11 protein-coding genes are annotated in these 15887 nt (G+C 69.9%); 7 read left to right on the forward strand and 4 right to left on the reverse strand.

The genetic code is table 11. The features are described from left to right. Window positions 1-5 precede the first annotated feature (5 nt). Complete coding sequence (recN, locus tag ACO073_RS30050) at window positions 6-1685, forward strand: DNA repair protein RecN (protein ID WP_422003086.1); 1680 nt, start codon at window positions 6-8, stop codon at window positions 1683-1685. Window positions 1686-1696: 11 nt separating this feature from the next. After that, the gene (gene ligA / locus ACO073_RS30055) at window positions 1697-3853 is read left to right on the forward strand and encodes an NAD-dependent DNA ligase LigA (protein ID WP_422003088.1); all 2157 of its coding nucleotides are present in this window, start codon (window positions 1697-1699) and stop codon (window positions 3851-3853) included. Window positions 3854-3910: 57 nt separating this feature from the next. On the opposite strand, the gene ACO073_RS30060 is transcribed toward ligA, so the two are convergent. Beyond that, window positions 3911-4852, reverse strand: coding sequence for an OmpA family protein (locus tag ACO073_RS30060; protein ID WP_422003090.1), 942 nt, complete (start codon window positions 4850-4852; stop codon window positions 3911-3913). 416 nt (window positions 4853-5268) lie between these two features. Here ACO073_RS30060 and ACO073_RS30065 point away from each other — a divergent pair, with 416 nt between their 5' ends. Next, a complete protein-coding gene (locus ACO073_RS30065) occupies window positions 5269-6303 on the forward strand; it encodes a D-cysteine desulfhydrase (RefSeq protein WP_422003092.1) in 1035 nt (344 codons plus the stop codon). 129 nt (window positions 6304-6432) lie between these two features. Here the strand turns inward: ACO073_RS30065 and ACO073_RS30070 are convergent, their stop codons facing one another. Beyond that, on the reverse strand, window positions 6433-8439 hold the full coding sequence (locus ACO073_RS30070; protein ID WP_422003094.1) for an aminopeptidase P family protein: 2007 nt from the start codon (window positions 8437-8439) through the stop codon (window positions 6433-6435). Window positions 8440-8647: 208 nt separating this feature from the next. Here ACO073_RS30070 and ACO073_RS30075 point away from each other — a divergent pair, with 208 nt between their 5' ends. Then, window positions 8648-9052, forward strand: a complete 405-nt coding sequence (locus tag ACO073_RS30075) for a DUF1127 domain-containing protein (RefSeq protein ID WP_422003096.1) — start codon at window positions 8648-8650, stop codon at window positions 9050-9052. A 171-nt stretch (window positions 9053-9223) separates the two neighbouring features. Then, a complete protein-coding gene (locus ACO073_RS30080) occupies window positions 9224-10537 on the forward strand; it encodes an NtaA/DmoA family FMN-dependent monooxygenase (RefSeq protein WP_422003098.1) in 1314 nt (437 codons plus the stop codon). A gap of 10 nt (window positions 10538-10547) precedes the next feature. Here ACO073_RS30080 and ACO073_RS30085 read toward each other — a convergent pair whose 3' ends face one another. Together ACO073_RS30085 and ACO073_RS30090 are read right to left on the reverse strand one after the other, a co-directional pair. Then, complete coding sequence (locus ACO073_RS30085; RefSeq protein ID WP_422003100.1) at window positions 10548-11399, reverse strand: 50S ribosomal protein L11 methyltransferase; 852 nt, start codon at window positions 11397-11399, stop codon at window positions 10548-10550. Then, window positions 11396-13717 carry an ATP-dependent helicase gene (locus ACO073_RS30090; RefSeq protein WP_422003102.1) on the reverse strand — a complete coding sequence of 774 codons (2322 nt, stop codon included), beginning with the start codon at window positions 13715-13717 and terminating at the stop codon, window positions 11396-11398. Before ACO073_RS30090 ends, ACO073_RS30085 begins: the two co-directional genes overlap by 4 nt. Before the next feature lie 82 nt (window positions 13718-13799). Between ACO073_RS30090 and ACO073_RS30095 the strand changes: the two genes are divergently transcribed. Together ACO073_RS30095 and ACO073_RS30100 are read left to right on the forward strand one after the other, a co-directional pair. After that, complete coding sequence (locus ACO073_RS30095; RefSeq protein WP_422003104.1) at window positions 13800-14810, forward strand: S1C family serine protease; 1011 nt, start codon at window positions 13800-13802, stop codon at window positions 14808-14810. A gap of 70 nt (window positions 14811-14880) precedes the next feature. Further along, the gene (locus ACO073_RS30100) at window positions 14881-15834 is read left to right on the forward strand and encodes an MBL fold metallo-hydrolase (RefSeq protein ID WP_422003106.1); all 954 of its coding nucleotides are present in this window, start codon (window positions 14881-14883) and stop codon (window positions 15832-15834) included. Window positions 15835-15887: the final 53 nt, after the last annotated feature.

Here is a 15887-nt window from a genome sequence, read left to right on the forward strand (position 1 = left end):
CCGGCATGCTCGCCACGCTTTCGATCCGCGACTTCGTGCTGATCGAGAAGCTCGACCTCGATTTCCCACGCTCGGGTGCCGGCGGTCTGGGTGCCCTGACCGGCGAGACGGGCGCCGGCAAGTCGATCCTGATCGATGCGCTCGGTCTGGCGCTGGGCAACCGCGCCGAATCCGGCACGGTGAGGCGCGGCGCTGCCCAGGCCTCCGTGGCGGCCTCCTTCGATCTTGCCAGGGACCATCCCGCCCACGCCGTGCTGGCCGAGCAGGGACTGGAGGACGACGACGTGCTGACCCTGCGCCGCGTCGTCGGGACCGACGGCCGCGGCCGTGCCTTCGTCAACGACCAGCCGGCGTCGGTGGCACTGCTGCGCCGGCTGGGCGAGACGCTGGTCGAGATCCAGGGCCAGATGGAACAGCATGGTCTTCTCGACATGGCGACCCATCGCGCCTCGCTCGATGCCTTCGCCGGCCTCGACCGGCAGGCCGAGATCGTGCGCGCCGCCTGGCGGGCCTGGCGGGAGGCCGACCGGGCGCATGCCGACGCCGCGGCGGCGGCCGCCGCCGCCCGGCGCGACGAGGATTTCGTGCGCCATGCGGTCAAGGAGCTGGAAGGGCTTGCGCCGCGCCCGGACGACGAGGACAGGCTGGCCGGGGAGCGCCAGCTCCTGCGTGCCGGCAGCGCGCTTGGCGAGGCCGTCGCCCAGGCGCTGGGCGAGCTGGAGCACGGGCGGGGGGCGGTGGCCGCCCTGCGCGCCGCCCACCGCCTGGTCGAGCGCCAGGCCGACAAGGCGATGGGACGTCTCGATCCGGCGATCGCCGCGCTCGACCGCGCGCTCAGCGAAGCGACGGAGGCGCAGGCCCAGCTCGAGGCGGCACGCGATGCGCTGGAGTTCGATCCGTCGCGCCTGGAGAAGATCGAGGAGCGGCTGTTCGCGCTGCGCGCGATGGCACGCAAGCACCATGTCGCGGTGGCGGATCTGCCGGCGCTGGCCGAGCGGTTCGCCGCGCAGCTCGCGGCGCTGGACGATGGCGAGGCCGGCCTCGGGCGCCTGGCCGCCGCGGCGAAGGCGGCGCGGTCGGCCTATGTTGCGGCGGCGGAGGCCCAGTCGGCGGCGCGCCGCAAGGGCGCCGCCCGGCTCGACAAGGCGGTGGCGGCCGAGCTCGGCCCGCTCAAGCTCGACCGCGCGCGGTTCGTGACCGAGGTCGCCGCCCTGCCCGAGGCCGACTGGACGGAGGCCGGCGCCGACCGCGTGCAGTTCACCGTCGCCACCAATCCCGGAGCGCCGCCGGCGCCGATCGCCCGCATCGCCTCGGGCGGCGAGCTGTCGCGTTTCCTGCTGGCGCTCAAAGTGTGCCTGGCCAAGGTCGGCGAGGTCCCGACCATCGTCTTCGACGAGGTCGATTCGGGCATCGGCGGCGCCACCGCCGCGGCGGTGGGCGAGCGCCTGAGGCGTCTGGCGAACGACGTGCAGGTGCTGGTCGTCACCCATTCGCCGCAGGTCGCCGCCGTGGCCGACCGCCACTGGCTGATCCGCAAGACCACCAGGCGCAGCGCCGCCAGCACCGACGTGCTGGCGCTGGACGCCGCCGGCCGGCGCGAGGAGATCGCGCGCATGCTGTCGGGCGCCGAGGTGACCGCCGAGGCCCGCGCCGCCGCGGATCGGCTGCTCGCGGCCGCCGGCTGAGGGGGGGAAGGATGTCGCGGGCCGCCAAAGTCGTCGCGTCCGTCGCGGTCGACGAGCTGACCGAACGCCAGGCGCGCGGCGAGCACAAGCGCCTGGCCGGGGAGATCGCGCACCACGACAAGCTCTACCACGAGCAGGACGCGCCGGAGATCTCCGACGCCGACTACGACCTGCTGCGGCGGCGGCTGAAGGCGATCGAGGACCGCTTCCCCAAGCTCACCGACATGTTCAGCCCGACGCAGCGCGTCGCGCCGACGCCGACCACGGCCTTCGCCAAGGTGCGGCACGCCCGGCCGATGCTGTCGCTGGACAATGCCTTCACGGACGAGGAACTGCAGGCCTTCTTCGACCGGGTGCGGCGCGGGCTGGAGCGCGAGACCGATCTCGCACCCGAGGCCGAGATCGCCTTCGCCTGCGAGCCCAAGATCGACGGCCTGTCGATCAGCCTGCGCTACGAGGACGGCGTCTTCACCGTCGGCGCGACGCGCGGCGATGGCACGACCGGCGAGGACGTGACGGCCAACCTGCAGACGGTGAAGGACATCCCGCACACGCTGAAGGGCAAGGCCCCCGGCATCCTCGACGTTCGCGGCGAGGTCTACATGGAGCGCGGCGCGTTCCAGGAGATGAACCGGCGTCAGGAGGCGGCGGGCGACAAGACCTTCGCCAACCCGCGCAACGCCGCCGCCGGCTCGCTGCGCCAGCTCGACGCCGGCATCACGGCGACCCGGCCGCTCCGCTTCTTCGCCTATGCCTGGGGCGAGGCCGAGCCGCGGACCTGGAAGACGCACAGCGAGTACCTGAAGCTGCTGAAGGCGTGGGGCTTCCGCGTCAATCCGCTGTCCGAGCTCTGCCGCACGCCGGCCGAGGTGCGGGCCTTCTACGAGAGGATGGGCGTCGAGCGACCGTCGCTGCCCTACGACATCGACGGCGTCGTCTACAAGCTCGACCGCATCGACTGGCAGGAACGGCTGGGCTTCGTGAGCCGGGCACCGCGCTGGGCGATCGCCCACAAGTTCCCGGCCGAGCAGGCGCGCACGCGGCTGAACGGCATCCTGATCCAGGTGGGCCGCACCGGCGCGCTGACGCCGGTCGCCGATCTCGAGCCGGTCAACGTCGGCGGCGTGATGGTGGCGCGGGCCTCGCTGCACAATGCCGACGAGATCGAGCGGCTGGACGTGCGCGTGGGCGACATGGTCGTGGTGCAGCGCGCCGGCGACGTCATCCCGCAGATCCTGGGCCACGTGCCCGAGGAGCGGCCGAAGAAGACGGAGAAGTTCCACTTCCCGACCCGCTGCCCGTGCCCTCTCAAGACCAGGGTCGCGAGCGAGGAGGGCGGCGTCGTGCGGCGCTGCTCGGGCGGCCTGGAATGCCCGTACCAGCAGGTCGAGCGCCTGCGCTATTTCGTGTCGCGCAACTGCTTCGACATCGAGGGGCTGGGCGGCACGCACATCGAGAACTTCCACCGGGACGGCCTGCTCAAGGTGCCGGGCGACATCTTCCGGCTGCCCGGGAAGGAGGCCGAGATCCGCAAGCGCGAGGGCTGGGGCGAGCTGTCGGTGCGCAACCTGATGGCCGCGATCGAGGCGCGGCGCACGATCGCGCTCGACCGCTTCATCAACGCGCTCGGCATCCCGCTGATCGGCGAGGCGACCGCGAAGATCCTGGCCCAGGAGTATGGCGACGCCGACCTCTGGCTCGAGGAGATGCTGAAGGCCGCGAAGGAGCGCCGGGCGCATCCGGACGACGTGAAGAAGGAGAAGGCTGCGGCCGAGGTCGGCGAGAGCTACGGCCGGCTGTGCAACGTCGAGCAGATCGGCGTCACCACCGCCGACGCGATGTGCGGCTTCTTCGACGAGGGCCACAATGTCGAGGTGATCCGCGACCTGCGCCGCCAGCTCACGGTTGAACCCGTCTCGCGCCGGGTCGTGGCGGCGGACGCCAAGCTCAAGGACAAGGTCGTGGTCTTCACCGGCGAGCTCACCGCCATGACACGCGAGGCCGCGAAGGCGCGCGCCGAGGAACTGGGCGCCAAGGTGACCGATTCGGTGTCGAAGAAGACCAGCCTGGTCGTGGTCGGCGAGAAGGCCGGCTCGAAGGCGCGCAAGGCCGCCGAGCTCGGCATCGAGACGATGACCGAGCAAGAGTGGCTGAAGCTCGCCGAGTGAGCGCCAGACGAAAACGGCCGGGCATTGCCCGGCCGTTCCCATCCAGTCTCCGGATTCTCAGTTGATGACGATCTCGACGCGGCGGTTCTGCGGCTCGCGGACGCCGTCGGCGGTCTGGACCAGCAGGCCCTTCTCGCCCATGCCGATGACCGAGATCGCCTGCGCCGGCACGCCGTTGCGCACCAGGGCGTCCTTGACCGCGTTGGCGCGACGCAGCGACAGCGCCATGTTGTACGCCTCCGGGCCCGACGTGTCGGTGTGGCCGGTCGCCGTGATGCGCGCGCTGCCCTTGGTCTTGTAGGCGTCGGCCGCCTGCGCGATCGTCGCCAGCGCCTGCTGCGACAGGTTCGACCGATCCCAGTCGAAGAACACCATGAACGTCGTCGCCTGCACCGGCGGCGGAGCCGGCGGCGGCGGCGGGGCGGCGGCGCCGAACTTCAACTGCACGCCGGCGAGCAGTGTGACGTTGTTGTTGTTCCAGGTGGTGCCGGCGACCGACGGGTTGGTCGTGCCGAGGTAGCGGCCTTCCAGGTTGAAGCGCAGGTTAGGCGTGGCGTTGTAGCCGAGGCCGAGGATGCCCTGGTAGGCGAAGGTCGTGCTGCCGAGATTGTAGTCGGAATCGACGAAGCCCACGCCGGCGCCAGCGCCGATGTAGGGGACGATGGTCCCGGTGGCATTGAAGTCGTAGAGGAAGTTGGCCATCGCGGTGACCTGGCTGATCTGGCCGGTGATCGCGCGGTTGCCGAAGAAGTTGCCGTTGTTGTTCTGGCGATAGAGGCCTTCGACCTCGACGCGCGGTCCGATGAAGTCGTAGCCGAACTTGCCGCCCAGCGCCCAGCCGGTCTGCGGCGCGACGTTCTGCCCGAGGATCGTCGTGTTGAACATCCAGTTCAGGCCGCCTTCGACGCCGAAGTACACGCCGGGGGTCTGAACGTCCTGAGCCATGGCCGAGACTGGCAGTGCCGCGGCGGCAGCCACCGCAAGTATGACCTTCTTCATGTGTATCTCCTGTTGGAAGATTCTTTGAACGAGAGAGGTGCTACGCGTTCGGGCTGAGGGAAATGCGAGCGCATTAATTCTACTTGTGCGCCTGTCGGGCTGCCACCGAATGGCGCCGTCGCCGACGCATTCCTGACGCGGTGTGCTGTGCGAGTAACAGTCAGGCGAAGCCGCACGGCCAGTGATATTAGCGTGGGAAATCCACGCTCTTTGCAGCATCGGTGATGAAGCACGACCTCGCGAAGACGTGAACCCGGGAACGGGAACCTTTCGCAAGGTCGGTTGTGACTCCGATCACAACTCGGTCACAGGTTGATGCAGTTCGTGGGAAGGCCACAGGCGGCTGCCATGGGGCTCGCTTCCACGCGGCCGTGGGGGATGCTAGAGGCAGCAGCCGTCTCGCTGGAGTTGCACGAATGGACTTGGCTCGTTTCCCGCGTCGCCGCTATACCCAATCGCCCACGCCGATCGAATTCCTTCCCCACTTCACCGAGGCCCTCGCAGCCTCCTGCCCGGGCGGCGCCGGACCGGACATCTGGATCAAGCGGGACGACATGCTGGGTCTCTTCCCCGGCGGCAACAAGACCCGGAAGCTCGAGTTCCTGGCGGCGGACGCGCTGGCCCAGGGCGCCGACACGCTGATCACCTGCGGCGCGCCTCAATCCAACCACTGCCGCATCACCCTGGCGGCGGCGGTCAAGGAGGGGCTGAAGTGCCGCTTCGTGATCGAGGAGCGGGTCCCCGGCAGCTACAGCAAGGAGGCCGGCGGCAACAACTTCATGTTCGAGCTGATGGGGGTCGAGGCCATCACGGTGGTGCCCGGCGGCTCGGACATGGGCGCGGCCATGTCCAAGGTCGCCCAGGAGGTCGCGTCGCTCGGCCGCAAGGGCTACGTCATCCCGGGCGGCGGCTCCAATGCCATCGGCGGGCTGGGCTACGTCGCCTGCGTCCAGGAGATGCAGCAGCAGTGGTTCGAGATGGGGCTGGCGCTCGACGCCATCGTGGTCGGGTCGGGCAGCTCGGGCACCCACGGCGGCATGGTCGCCGGCTTCCACGGCAACAACATCCGGATCCCGCTGATCGGCATCGGCGTCAGCCGCGATCCCGCCGACCAGGAGCCGCTGGTCCACAAGGAGGCGCAGGCGGTGGCCGACCTGCTCGGCATCGGCAAGGTGCCGCGCGAGGCGGTGAAGAGCATCGGCGGGTACTGGCAGCCCAAATACTCGGTGCCCAACGCGAGGATGGTGGAGGCCGTGCAGATGCTGGCCCGCACCGAAGGCATTCTTCTCGATCCGGTCTACACCGGGAAGATCATGGCCGGCCTGATCGGCCTGGCGCGACAGGGCTACTTCAAGCCCAGGGCCAAGGTGCTGTTCATGCACACCGGCGGCCTGCCGTCGCTGCACGTCTACGAGGACGTCGTGCTGGGCCGGACGATTCTGAACGATTAACCCTCCCCAGCGAAGCTGTGGAGGTGCCCGCACAGCGGGCGGAGGGGGCATGAGCATCGGTCGTGCTGCCCGTGACCCCTCCGGCCCTTCGGGCCACCTCCCCACGCAAGCGTGGGGAGGAAGAGAATGTCAGATCGGGCGGGTCGCCTCGGTGAGCCATGCCTGCGTCGCCGCGTCGACCTGGGGCTCCACGATCTCGCGCACGCGGCGATGGTAGTCGTTCAGCCACCCGCGCTCGGCCTCGGTGAGCAGGGCGGGCTCCACGCAGGCGAGGTCGATCGGCGCCAGGGTCAGCGTCTCGAACGCCAGGTAGCGGCGGTCGGCGCCCGCGATCTCCACCGCGCACACCGCCACCAGGTTCTCGATTCGGATGCCGTAGGCGTCGGCCTTGTAGTAGCCGGGCTCGTTGCTGACGATCATGCCGGGCTGCAGCGCGACGTTGTTGGGCATCTTGGAGATGCGGTGCGGCCCTTCGTGCACCGACAGATAGGCGCCGACGCCGTGACCCGTGCCGTGGTCGTAGTCGAGCCCGACCTGCCAGAGCGCGTAACGCGCCAGCACGTCGAGCTGCGAGCCCGTGGTGCCCACGGGGAAGCGCGCCATCGCGAGCGCGATATGGCCCTTGAGCACGCGCGTGAAGCGGTCGCGCATCTCCGCCGTCGGCGTGCCGATCGCCACGGTGCGGGTGATGTCGGTCGTGCCGTCGCGGTACTGGCCGCCCGAATCCACGAGGTAGAGGCTGCCGGGCTCCAGCCGCCGCTCGGTCTCCGGCGTGGCGTGATAGTGGACGATGGCACCGTTGGGGCCCGCGCCGGAGATGGTGTCGAAGCTGAGGTCGCGCAGCTTGCCGGTCTGCTCGCGCATCGCCTGCAGCCGGTCCGACACTTCGATCTCGCGCAGCACGCGCCCCGATGACTCGCGCGCCAGCCAGGCCAGGAAGCGGCTGACGGCGGCGCCGTCGCGCCGGTGCGCATTGCGGATACCCTCGAGCTCGACGCCGTTCTTGCAGGCCTTGGGCAGCGCGACGGGATCGGCGTCGCGCACGATCGTGACGCCGGCCGCCTGCAGCCGCGACGTGGCCCAGACCGGAGCGGTCGCCGATTCGATCAGCACGCGCTTGCCGACCTTGCCCAGCAGGTCGAGGGCCGGGCCCAGCTCGTCGGGAGGCGCCAGGGTGACGGCATTGCCCAGCCAGGCCAGCGTCCGGGCCGGCATCTTGCGACGGTCCATGAACAGGTCGACATGGCCATCGCCGTGCAGCAGCGCGAAGCCCAGGGGAAAGGGCGTGCGCGGCACGTCGCCGCCGCGCACGTTGAGCAGCCAGGCGATCGAATCGGGAGCGGTGAGCAAAGCGGTGTCGGCGCCCTTGTCGCTGACGATCGCGGCGATGCGCGCCCGCTTGGACTCGCTCGATTCCCCGGCGAGGGCGTCGGCCTGTGGCTGGACCGGCGCCAGCGGCGGCGGGGGACGGCCGGTCCATACCGCGTCGACCGGGTTGGCGTCGACCGGCACGAACTGGCCCCCGGCGCGCTGGCAGGCGCGGGCGAAGCGGTCGTGCCCGTCGACCGTGACCAGCCACGGATCGAAGCCGAGCCTGGCGCCCTTGGGCAGGTTCGAGGCGATCCAGGCGTCGGGCGGATCCTCGGGGATCTGGTGGGGAACGAAGGCGTCGGTGTCGACCTGGCTGCGCACCGCGAGCGTGTAGCGGCCGTCGACGAAGATGGCAGCCCGGTCGGCGAGGACGATGGCGAGGCCGGCCGAGCCGCGGAAGCCGGTCAGCCAGGCCAGTCGCTGGGCCCCCCGCGGCACATACTCGCCCTGATGCTCGTCGGCGCGCGGCACCACGAAGCCATCCAGCCCGCGCCGCGCCAGCTCGGCCCGCAGGTCGGCCAGGCGGCCGGGCGGGGCAGGCGAGGCCTCGAGCCCATCCCCCGCACGGTCGATCTCTCGGCGCCAGGCCGTCAGGGCATCGGTCAGTTCGGAATCTGCTCCCGGAGCGACCAGTTCGACCCATTCAGGGCCGGCAAGAGCCTCCGGGGCGGCGGCAACGCCCTCCATCAGCGAGGCGAGGGCGGCCGGGTCGGGGTTCTGGCCCCGCCGGCGCAGAAGATCGAGGACGTCGGAAGCGGAACTCATGCCCGCGAACCCTACGCGCGCCGCCAAGTGCGCGCAATCTGGGCAGGATGGTGCTTCTCGCGCTTGCGAAATGCGCACCCGACCCGATCTATGCTTACAGAGCATAGCACTCGTTCCGACTTCACTCTTATTGTTGTAACTCAAGGCTCTATATTTGTTCCGTGCAGCGCAGCATCGCTATTGCGCTGCACAAGAAGGAGTAACACCAATGATGACCCAGCCGATCCAGATGTTCGATAGTCTGACAAGCGAAAGCGCGCCGGCGGGGGGAAACACGTTCAAGAGCGCCATCGTTTCCTACGATGAGCGTCGGATGCTCGAGCTTCGCGCGCGCTATGCCCGCGCCGAGATGATCGCCAACGGCCTCGGGGCCGCGATCGTGTGGCTGCGCGGCCTGTACGGCCGGCTGACCGCTGCGATCGGCAGCGACTTCCGGCTGCGCGCCGCCGAGAGCCAGCTCTACCGCATGAGCGACCGGGAACTGGCCGATATCGGCCTCACCCGTTCCGAGATCGCGTTCGCGGTGCGCGAGCACGTCGAAGGCGCGACGCCGGCCGTTGCCGCCGACGCGTTCTCGTCGGCCGCCAACGAGAACCTGCGTCGCGTCGCGTAGTTCAAGTTGCGTAGTTCACAGAGCGTCTTTCATCGGGGTTCAAGCGTAGTAGCGTAAGCGTAAGCGTACCGGGGCCGGCGAAAGCCGGCCCTTTTTCTGTCCGGTCGCCGGCGATGTGCCGTGGGCATGCGGCGTCATCGGCTCGGGCATGGGAATTGCTGCCCGGCGCGCATGCGGCCGAAGCGCAAGATGCATCTGGTGGCGTACCTGAAGACGGGTCCGACCGCGAGCTATGCCAGCGCCTGGCGCCACCCGTCCGCGCCGCTGCACGACATCTGGGATGCCGAGCGCTACGAGAACCTGGCGCGCCTGCTGGAAGAGGCGCGGTTCGATGCCGGGTTCTTCGCCGACGGGATGGGCCTGCCGGACATCTACCGCGACACCTACGCCGACTATGTCGGCCGCGGCGGCCAGCTCAGCCTTCTCGACCCCATGACCGTGCTGCCGCTGATGGCCCGGGTCACCCGCCATCTCGGCCTCGGCAACACCGTTTCGACCACCTTCCACCAGCCCTACCAGATCGCCCGCAGCCTCGGATCGCTCGATCTCCTGAGCGGCGGCCGGGCCGCCTGGAACGTGGTCACCTCGGCGACCGACTTCGAGGCGCGCAACTTCGGCATGGACGGCGTCCCCCCGAAGGACGAGCGCTACGACCGCGCCGACGACGTGCTCGAAGCCTGCTGCGCCCTGTGGGACTGCTGGGAACCGGACGCGCTGGTGATGGACCGCGAGAGCGGCGTCTTCGCCGATCCCGCCAAGATCCGCTACGCCGACCATGTCGGGCCCTACGTGCGCACGCGCGGGCCGATGTCGATCCCGCGCAGCCCTCAGGGCCGGCCGTTGATCCTCCAGGCGGGCTCCTCGCCGCGCGGCCGCGACTGCGCGGCCCGCTGGGCCGACGTGATCTTCTGCACCACCGCGACCAAGGCCGACGGCATCACCTTCCGAGAGGACATGCACCGGAGGCTCGCGGCGCGCGGACGGTCGCCTGCCGGCTGCGCCATCCTGCCGACCCTGTCGGTCGTCGTCGGCGAGACCGAATCCATCGCCCGAGAGAAGGCGGCCTACCTCGACAGCCTGATCGACCCCGAACTGGTGATGGCCTCCTCGTCGAGCCTGCTGGGCGTCGACCTCAGCCGCATCGAGACCGCGGAGGAGGCGGAACGGGCGGCCGGCAACCAGGGCATCGCCGGCTCGCGCGACCGCATGAGCCAGGTCGCCAGGGCACAGGGCATCACCTTCGCCGACGAGGCCGTGCGCCGGCCGCGCGGCCTGCTGGCCGGCACGCCGGCCATGATCGCCGACGTCATGGAAGACTGGTTCACCGGCGGCGCCTGCGACGGCTTCGTCCTGCCGCCCACTGTCTTCCCGGGGACCTACGAGGACTTCGCCCGCATGGTGACTCCCGAGCTGCAGCGCCGCGGCCTGCTGCGCCGCGACTATGCCGGCCGCACCCTGCGCGAGAACCTGGCCAACCCCGGCTGACCGGGGCCGCTCACGACCGCCGCAGCAGCAGCGTGCGCCACACCGCGCCGCCGGTCTCGAGGTCGACGTGGCGCTCGGGGACGAAGCCGCGCCGGCGGTAGAGGGCGACGATGTCGTCGGCCTGCTCGAGCAGGAGCCCGCTCAGCAGCGCCCGTCCGCCGGGCCGAATCGCCCTCGCGAAGGCCTGGGAGAGTTCCATCAACGGCCCGGCAAGAATATTGGCAACGACAAGATCGTAGGGTGCGAGAGCCTGCAGGGCGTCGTGCTGCAGGCCGATCGCGTGCTCGAAGCGGCAGAGGGACCCGACGCCATTCAGCTCGGCATTCTCGCGCGCCACCTCGACGGCCTGCGGGTCGTTGTCGCCGCCGACGACCGGTCGGCCCCAGAGCTTGGCCATGGCGATGGCGAGGATGCCGCTGCCGCAGCCGACGTCGACGGCCCTTTCCGTCTCCGCCGGGTCGAGCCTGGCCAGCATCTCCAGGCAGCCCCGGGTCGTCGCATGGGTGCCGGTGCCGAAGGCCATCCCGGCGTCGATGCGCAGGGGCAGCAGCTCCGGCGACGGCCGCCCGGGATCGTGCGAGGGATGGACCCAGAAGAGGCCGACGGCGAAGGGCTGGAACGAGCGCTGGTTCTCCGCCACCCAGTCCTTGTCCGGCAGCTCTTCCCACTGCCAGCCATCGTCGAGGGCCGCGGCGACCGTCGACCGGTTGCCCTCGCCGAAGATTTCCAGACGCCAGGGACCGTCGCGCGAAACCTCGCGGCTGGTGACGACGAATCCGTCCTCGGCCAGGAACTCCAGCGCGCGCTCGCGCTCCGCCCGCTCCGCGGCCGGGACCTCCTTCCAGGCCGTCCACAGGCTCATGCGGCCTCGATGAAACTGTCCAGGACCTTCTTGGCGCCGGCCTTCTCGAACTCGATGTCGAGCTTGTTGCCGTCGACGGCCAGGATGCGGCCATAGCCGAACTTCTGGTGGAAGACGCGCTGGCCGACGGTGAGGTCGGGCTTGTCGCCTTCGACCGCGCGGCGGTCGTCGAAGGTCTCGTCGCGCCAGCGGGTCCGGCCCGCGCCGGAGCGGCTGCTCCGGCCGAAGCTGCCCACGCCCAGGCTCTCGTAGTCGAAGCCGCTCGCCTGGTCGCGCAGGCCGCCATGGTGGCCGGCGGAGTAGGTGGCGTAGAGGCCGGCATCGCTGCTCTCGGCGAGCTGCTCGGTCGGCAGCTCGCGCAGGAAGCGCGAGGGGATGGCCGCCTGCCACTGGTTGAACACCCGGCGGTTGGCGGCGAACGAGACATAGGCCCGCTTGCGGGCCCGGGTCAGGCCGACATAGGCCAGCCGCCGCTCCTCCTCGAGGCCGGCCAGCCCCTTGTCGTCGAGGGCGCGCTGGTTGGGGAACAGGCCTTCCTCCCATCCCGGCAGGAAGACCGTGTCGAACTCCAGCCCCTTGGCGGCGTGCAGGGTCATGACGCTCACCATGTCGCCGCCCGAGCGCTCGGCATTGTCGGTGAGCAGCGCCACGTGCTCGAGGAAGGCGGGCAGGGTGTCGAACTCCTGCAGGGCGTTGACCAGCTCCTTGAGGTTCTCCAGGCGGCCCTCCGCCTCGGGCGAGCGGTCCATGCGCAGCATGTCCGTGTAGCCCGATTCGTCGAGGAGGGTCTCCACCACCTCGACATGGCTCATCCCCTCCAGCATCGACCGCCAGCGGTCGAAGCTGCGCACTAGGTCGCCCAGCGCCTTGCGTGGCCGGGCCTTCAGCTCGTCGGTCTCGAGCGCCCGCCGCGTCGCCTCGAACAGGGAGATCTTCTGGCTGCGCTGGATGATGCGCAGCGCCCGCAGCGCCGATTCGCCCAGCCCGCGGCGGGGGGTGTTGTAGATGCGCTCGAAGGCGAGGTCGTCGTCGGGCTGCACGGTGACCCGGCAGTAGGCCAGCGCGTCGCGGATCTCCTGGCGCTCGTAGAAGCGGGGGCCGCCGATCACGCGGTAGGGCAGGCCGAGGGTGATGAAGCGTTCCTCGAACTCGCGCGTCTGGAAGCCCGCCCGGACCAGAATGGCGATCTGGCTGAGCGCATGGCGGTCGCGCTGCAGCGCCTCGATCTCCTCGCCCACCGAGCGCGCTTCCTCGTCGCCGTCCCACACGCCGCGCACCGAGATGCGCTCGCCTTCCTTGAGATCGGTCCACAGGGTCTTGCCGAGCCGCCCCTCGTTGTGCGCGATCAGGTGCGAGGCGGCGGCCAGGATCTGCGGCGTCGAGCGGTAGTTGCGCTCCAGGCGGACGATCGTGGCGCCGGGGAAGTCCTTCTCGAAGCGCAGGATGTTGCCGACCTCCGCGCCGCGCCAGCCGTAGATCGACTGGTCGTCGTCGCCGACGCAGCAGACGTCCGGCGTGCCCTGCGCCAGCAGCCGCAGCCACAGGTACTGGGCGACGTTGGTGTCCTGGTACTCGTCGACCAGGATGTGGCGGAAACGGCGGTGATACTGCGCCAGGATGTCGGGATGGTTCTGCCACAGCGTCACGCAATGCATCACGAGGTCGCCGAAATCGGCGGCGTTCACCTCGGCCAGGCGGGCCTGGTACTGGCGGTAGATTTCCACGGCCTTGCCGTTGGCGAATTCGCCGGCGTCGTCGCCCGAGACCTTGTCGGGCGAGAGGGCGCGGTCCTTCCAGCGCTGGATGATGCCGGACAGGATGCGCGCCGGCCATTTCTTGTCGTCGATGCCCTCTGCCTGCAGCAACTGCTTGATCAGCCGCGTCTGGTCGTCGGTGTCGAGGATCGTGAAGTTGCTCTTGAGGCCGATCAGCTCCGCATGACGGCGCAGGACGCGCACGCCGATCGAATGGAAGGTCCCCAACCACATCCCGTCGGCGGCGCCGCCGATCACGCTGGCGACGCGGTCCAGCATCTCGCGCGCGGCCTTGTTGGTGAAGGTGACTGCAAGAACCTGCGAGGTGCGGGCCCGGCCGGTGATGAGGAGGTGGGCAATCCGGGTGGTCAGGACCCGCGTCTTGCCGGTGCCGGCGCCGGCCAGGACCAGCAGCGGCCCGCCCTCGTGGACGACGGCCCGGCGCTGCTCCTCGTTCAGCCCCTCCAGATGGGCCAGGGACGCGACGACGCGGGCCGGCGGCGGGTTGGCCGTGGCCGGCAGGGGATCGTCGGTGATTTCGAACGGATCGGCGGGGGGCGCCATGCAAGGTCATATAGCAATCGGGGGCCCGGACGCCTATCTTTCACCAGCGGGGAATTGGGAGGGTTGCCGGATGGCCCGAGGCTTGAACGGTTCGGCGAACGGCGCCAACGGCGCCGGTCACTTCTCGACCGGCCGCGAGTCGGCCGAAATGGATCTGCGCGGCACGTCCAACCTGCCGTCCACGGTGGCGAGCGTGCTACCGGCGGTGGTCGGCGTGCGCACCACCGTTCCCCAGGACAGGCGCTCGGCCCAGACGCTCGGCAGCGAGCGCGAGGGGCACGGCGTGCTGATCGGCGAGGACGGGCTGATCGTCACCATCGGCTACCTGATCATGGAAGCCGACACGGTGACGATCACCGACATCGACGGCCACGACCGGCCGGCGTACATCGTGGGCTACGACTACGAGAGCGGCTTCGGGCTGGTGCGGACCGAGCAGCCGATCCGGCTCGCGCCGATGCGCTTCGGCGATTCCGATGTGCTGGAGCTGCGTAGCGAGGCCTTCGTCGCGGGGCTGGGCGGCGAGAAGGCGGCGCTCAAGGTCAAGGTGGCCGGGCGCCGCGAATTCGCCGGCTACTGGGAGTACCTGCTCGACAACGCCATTTTCACGGTCCCGGCCTATCCGCTGTGGGGTGGCTCGGCCCTGATCGGCCAGGACGGATCCCTCCTGGGCATAGGCTCGCTGCTGGTGCAGGAGGCGCTGGGCCCGGGTTCGCCGGCCTTTCCCGGCAACATGTACGTGCCGATCAACCGCCTGAAGCCGATCTTCGACGAGCTGGTGAGCAAGGGGCGGCTGTCGACGCCGCCCCGGCCCTGGCTCGGGGTCTTGACGGTCGAGCACATGGGCCAGCTCGTCGTCGGCGGCATCTCCGATGGCGGTCCGGCCGACCGGGCCGGCCTGCAGCGCGGCGACATCCTGCATGCCTTGGACGGCGAGGTGCTGGACGACATTGCAGACTTCTATCGAAAGCTATGGTCGGCCGGCCCGGCCGGCGCCGCCGTGACGCTGAAGCTGGAGCGCGACAACGACACGTTCGACGTCACGGTGCGGACCGGCGACCGGGCGCAGTACCACCGGTTCGGTTCCGACTGACGCTTTGACTCCGGCGCTCGCCCCAGCCTAGGTATGCGCGGCATCACCGAGCACCAAGGGGGGAACGACGATGGCCAGGGCCTTCGCCTCGCAAGCCGATCTGGCGGAGAAGAAGATCACCTTCAGCCGCCTGTCGGAGCACGCCTATGCCTTCACGGCCGAAGGCGATCCCAACACCGGCATCGTCGTCGGCGACGACTCCGTGCTGGTGGTCGATGCCCAGGCGACCCCGAAGATGGCCCAGAAGGTCATCGAGTACATCCGCACCGTCACCGACAAGCCCATCCGATACGTCGTGCTGTCGCACTACCATGCCGTCCGCGTGCTGGGCGCCTCCGGCTTCGATCCGCAGCACGTCATTTGCAGCGAGGCCACGCGCGATATGATCGTCGAGCGCGGCGCCCAGGACTACAAGTCCGAGTTGCAGCGCTTCCCTCGCCTGTTCGACGCCGCCGAGACCATCCCCGGCCTGACCTGGCCCACCATCACCTTCGCCGACCGCATGACGCTGTGGCTGGGCAAGCTGCAGGTTGACATCGTCCATGCCGGCCGCGGCCACACCAAGGGCGACACGATCGTCTGGCTGCCGGAGGAGCGCACGCTGTTCAGCGGCGACCTGGTCGAGTACGGCGCGACGCCCTACGCCGGCGACGCCCACTACAAGGACTGGCCCGAGACGCTGCAGAAGCTGCGCGACCTCAAGCCGCTCGCCCTCGTTCCCGGCCGCGGCGACGCGCTGATGGGCGAGGGCAACGTCGAGGAAGGCATCGCCGGCACGCAGGCCTTCCTGAGCGAGCTCTACAAGGCCGTCGCGCTGAGCGCCGAGGCCGGCGATTCGCTGAAGCAGGCCTACGACAAGGCGATGTCGGCCCTGCAGCCGCGCTACGGCAACTGGGTGATCTTCGAGCACTGCATGCCGTTCGACGTGTCGCGCGCCTACGACGAGGCCAAGGGTCTCGACCATCCGCGCATCTGGACCGCCGAGCGCGACATCGAGATGTGGGCGGCCCTGGAGAAGGCGTGACCATGCTCTTCTGGGGCCTCTGGCTCGCTCGAGCCCATGAGCGAGCCGGAGGC

The organism is Reyranella sp., from assembly GCF_965229815.1.
Classification (GTDB): Bacteria; Pseudomonadota; Alphaproteobacteria; order Reyranellales; family Reyranellaceae; genus Reyranella.

Bases quoted from the DNA above. Each gene is read 5' to 3' on its own strand.
- ACO073_RS30090 (WP_422003102.1), bottom strand. From the start codon at position 13,717: ATGGCGCCCCCCGCCGATCCGTTCGAAATCACCGACGATCCCCTGCCG.
- ACO073_RS30060 (WP_422003090.1), bottom strand. From the start codon at position 4,852: ATGAAGAAGGTCATACTTGCGGTGGCTGCCGCCGCGGCACTGCCAGTC.
- ligA (WP_422003088.1), top strand. From the start codon at position 1,697: ATGTCGCGGGCCGCCAAAGTCGTCGCGTCCGTCGCGGTCGACGAGCTG.
- ACO073_RS30065 (WP_422003092.1), top strand. From the start codon at position 5,269: ATGGACTTGGCTCGTTTCCCGCGTCGCCGCTATACCCAATCGCCCACG.
- ACO073_RS30075 (WP_422003096.1), top strand. From the start codon at position 8,648: ATGATGACCCAGCCGATCCAGATGTTCGATAGTCTGACAAGCGAAAGC.
- ACO073_RS30085 (WP_422003100.1), bottom strand. From the start codon at position 11,399: ATGAGCCTGTGGACGGCCTGGAAGGAGGTCCCGGCCGCGGAGCGGGCG.
- ACO073_RS30070 (WP_422003094.1), bottom strand. From the start codon at position 8,439: ATGAGTTCCGCTTCCGACGTCCTCGATCTTCTGCGCCGGCGGGGCCAG.
- recN (WP_422003086.1), top strand. From the start codon at position 6: ATGCTCGCCACGCTTTCGATCCGCGACTTCGTGCTGATCGAGAAGCTC.
- ACO073_RS30100 (WP_422003106.1), top strand. From the start codon at position 14,881: ATGGCCAGGGCCTTCGCCTCGCAAGCCGATCTGGCGGAGAAGAAGATC.
- ACO073_RS30080 (WP_422003098.1), top strand. From the start codon at position 9,224: ATGCGGCCGAAGCGCAAGATGCATCTGGTGGCGTACCTGAAGACGGGT.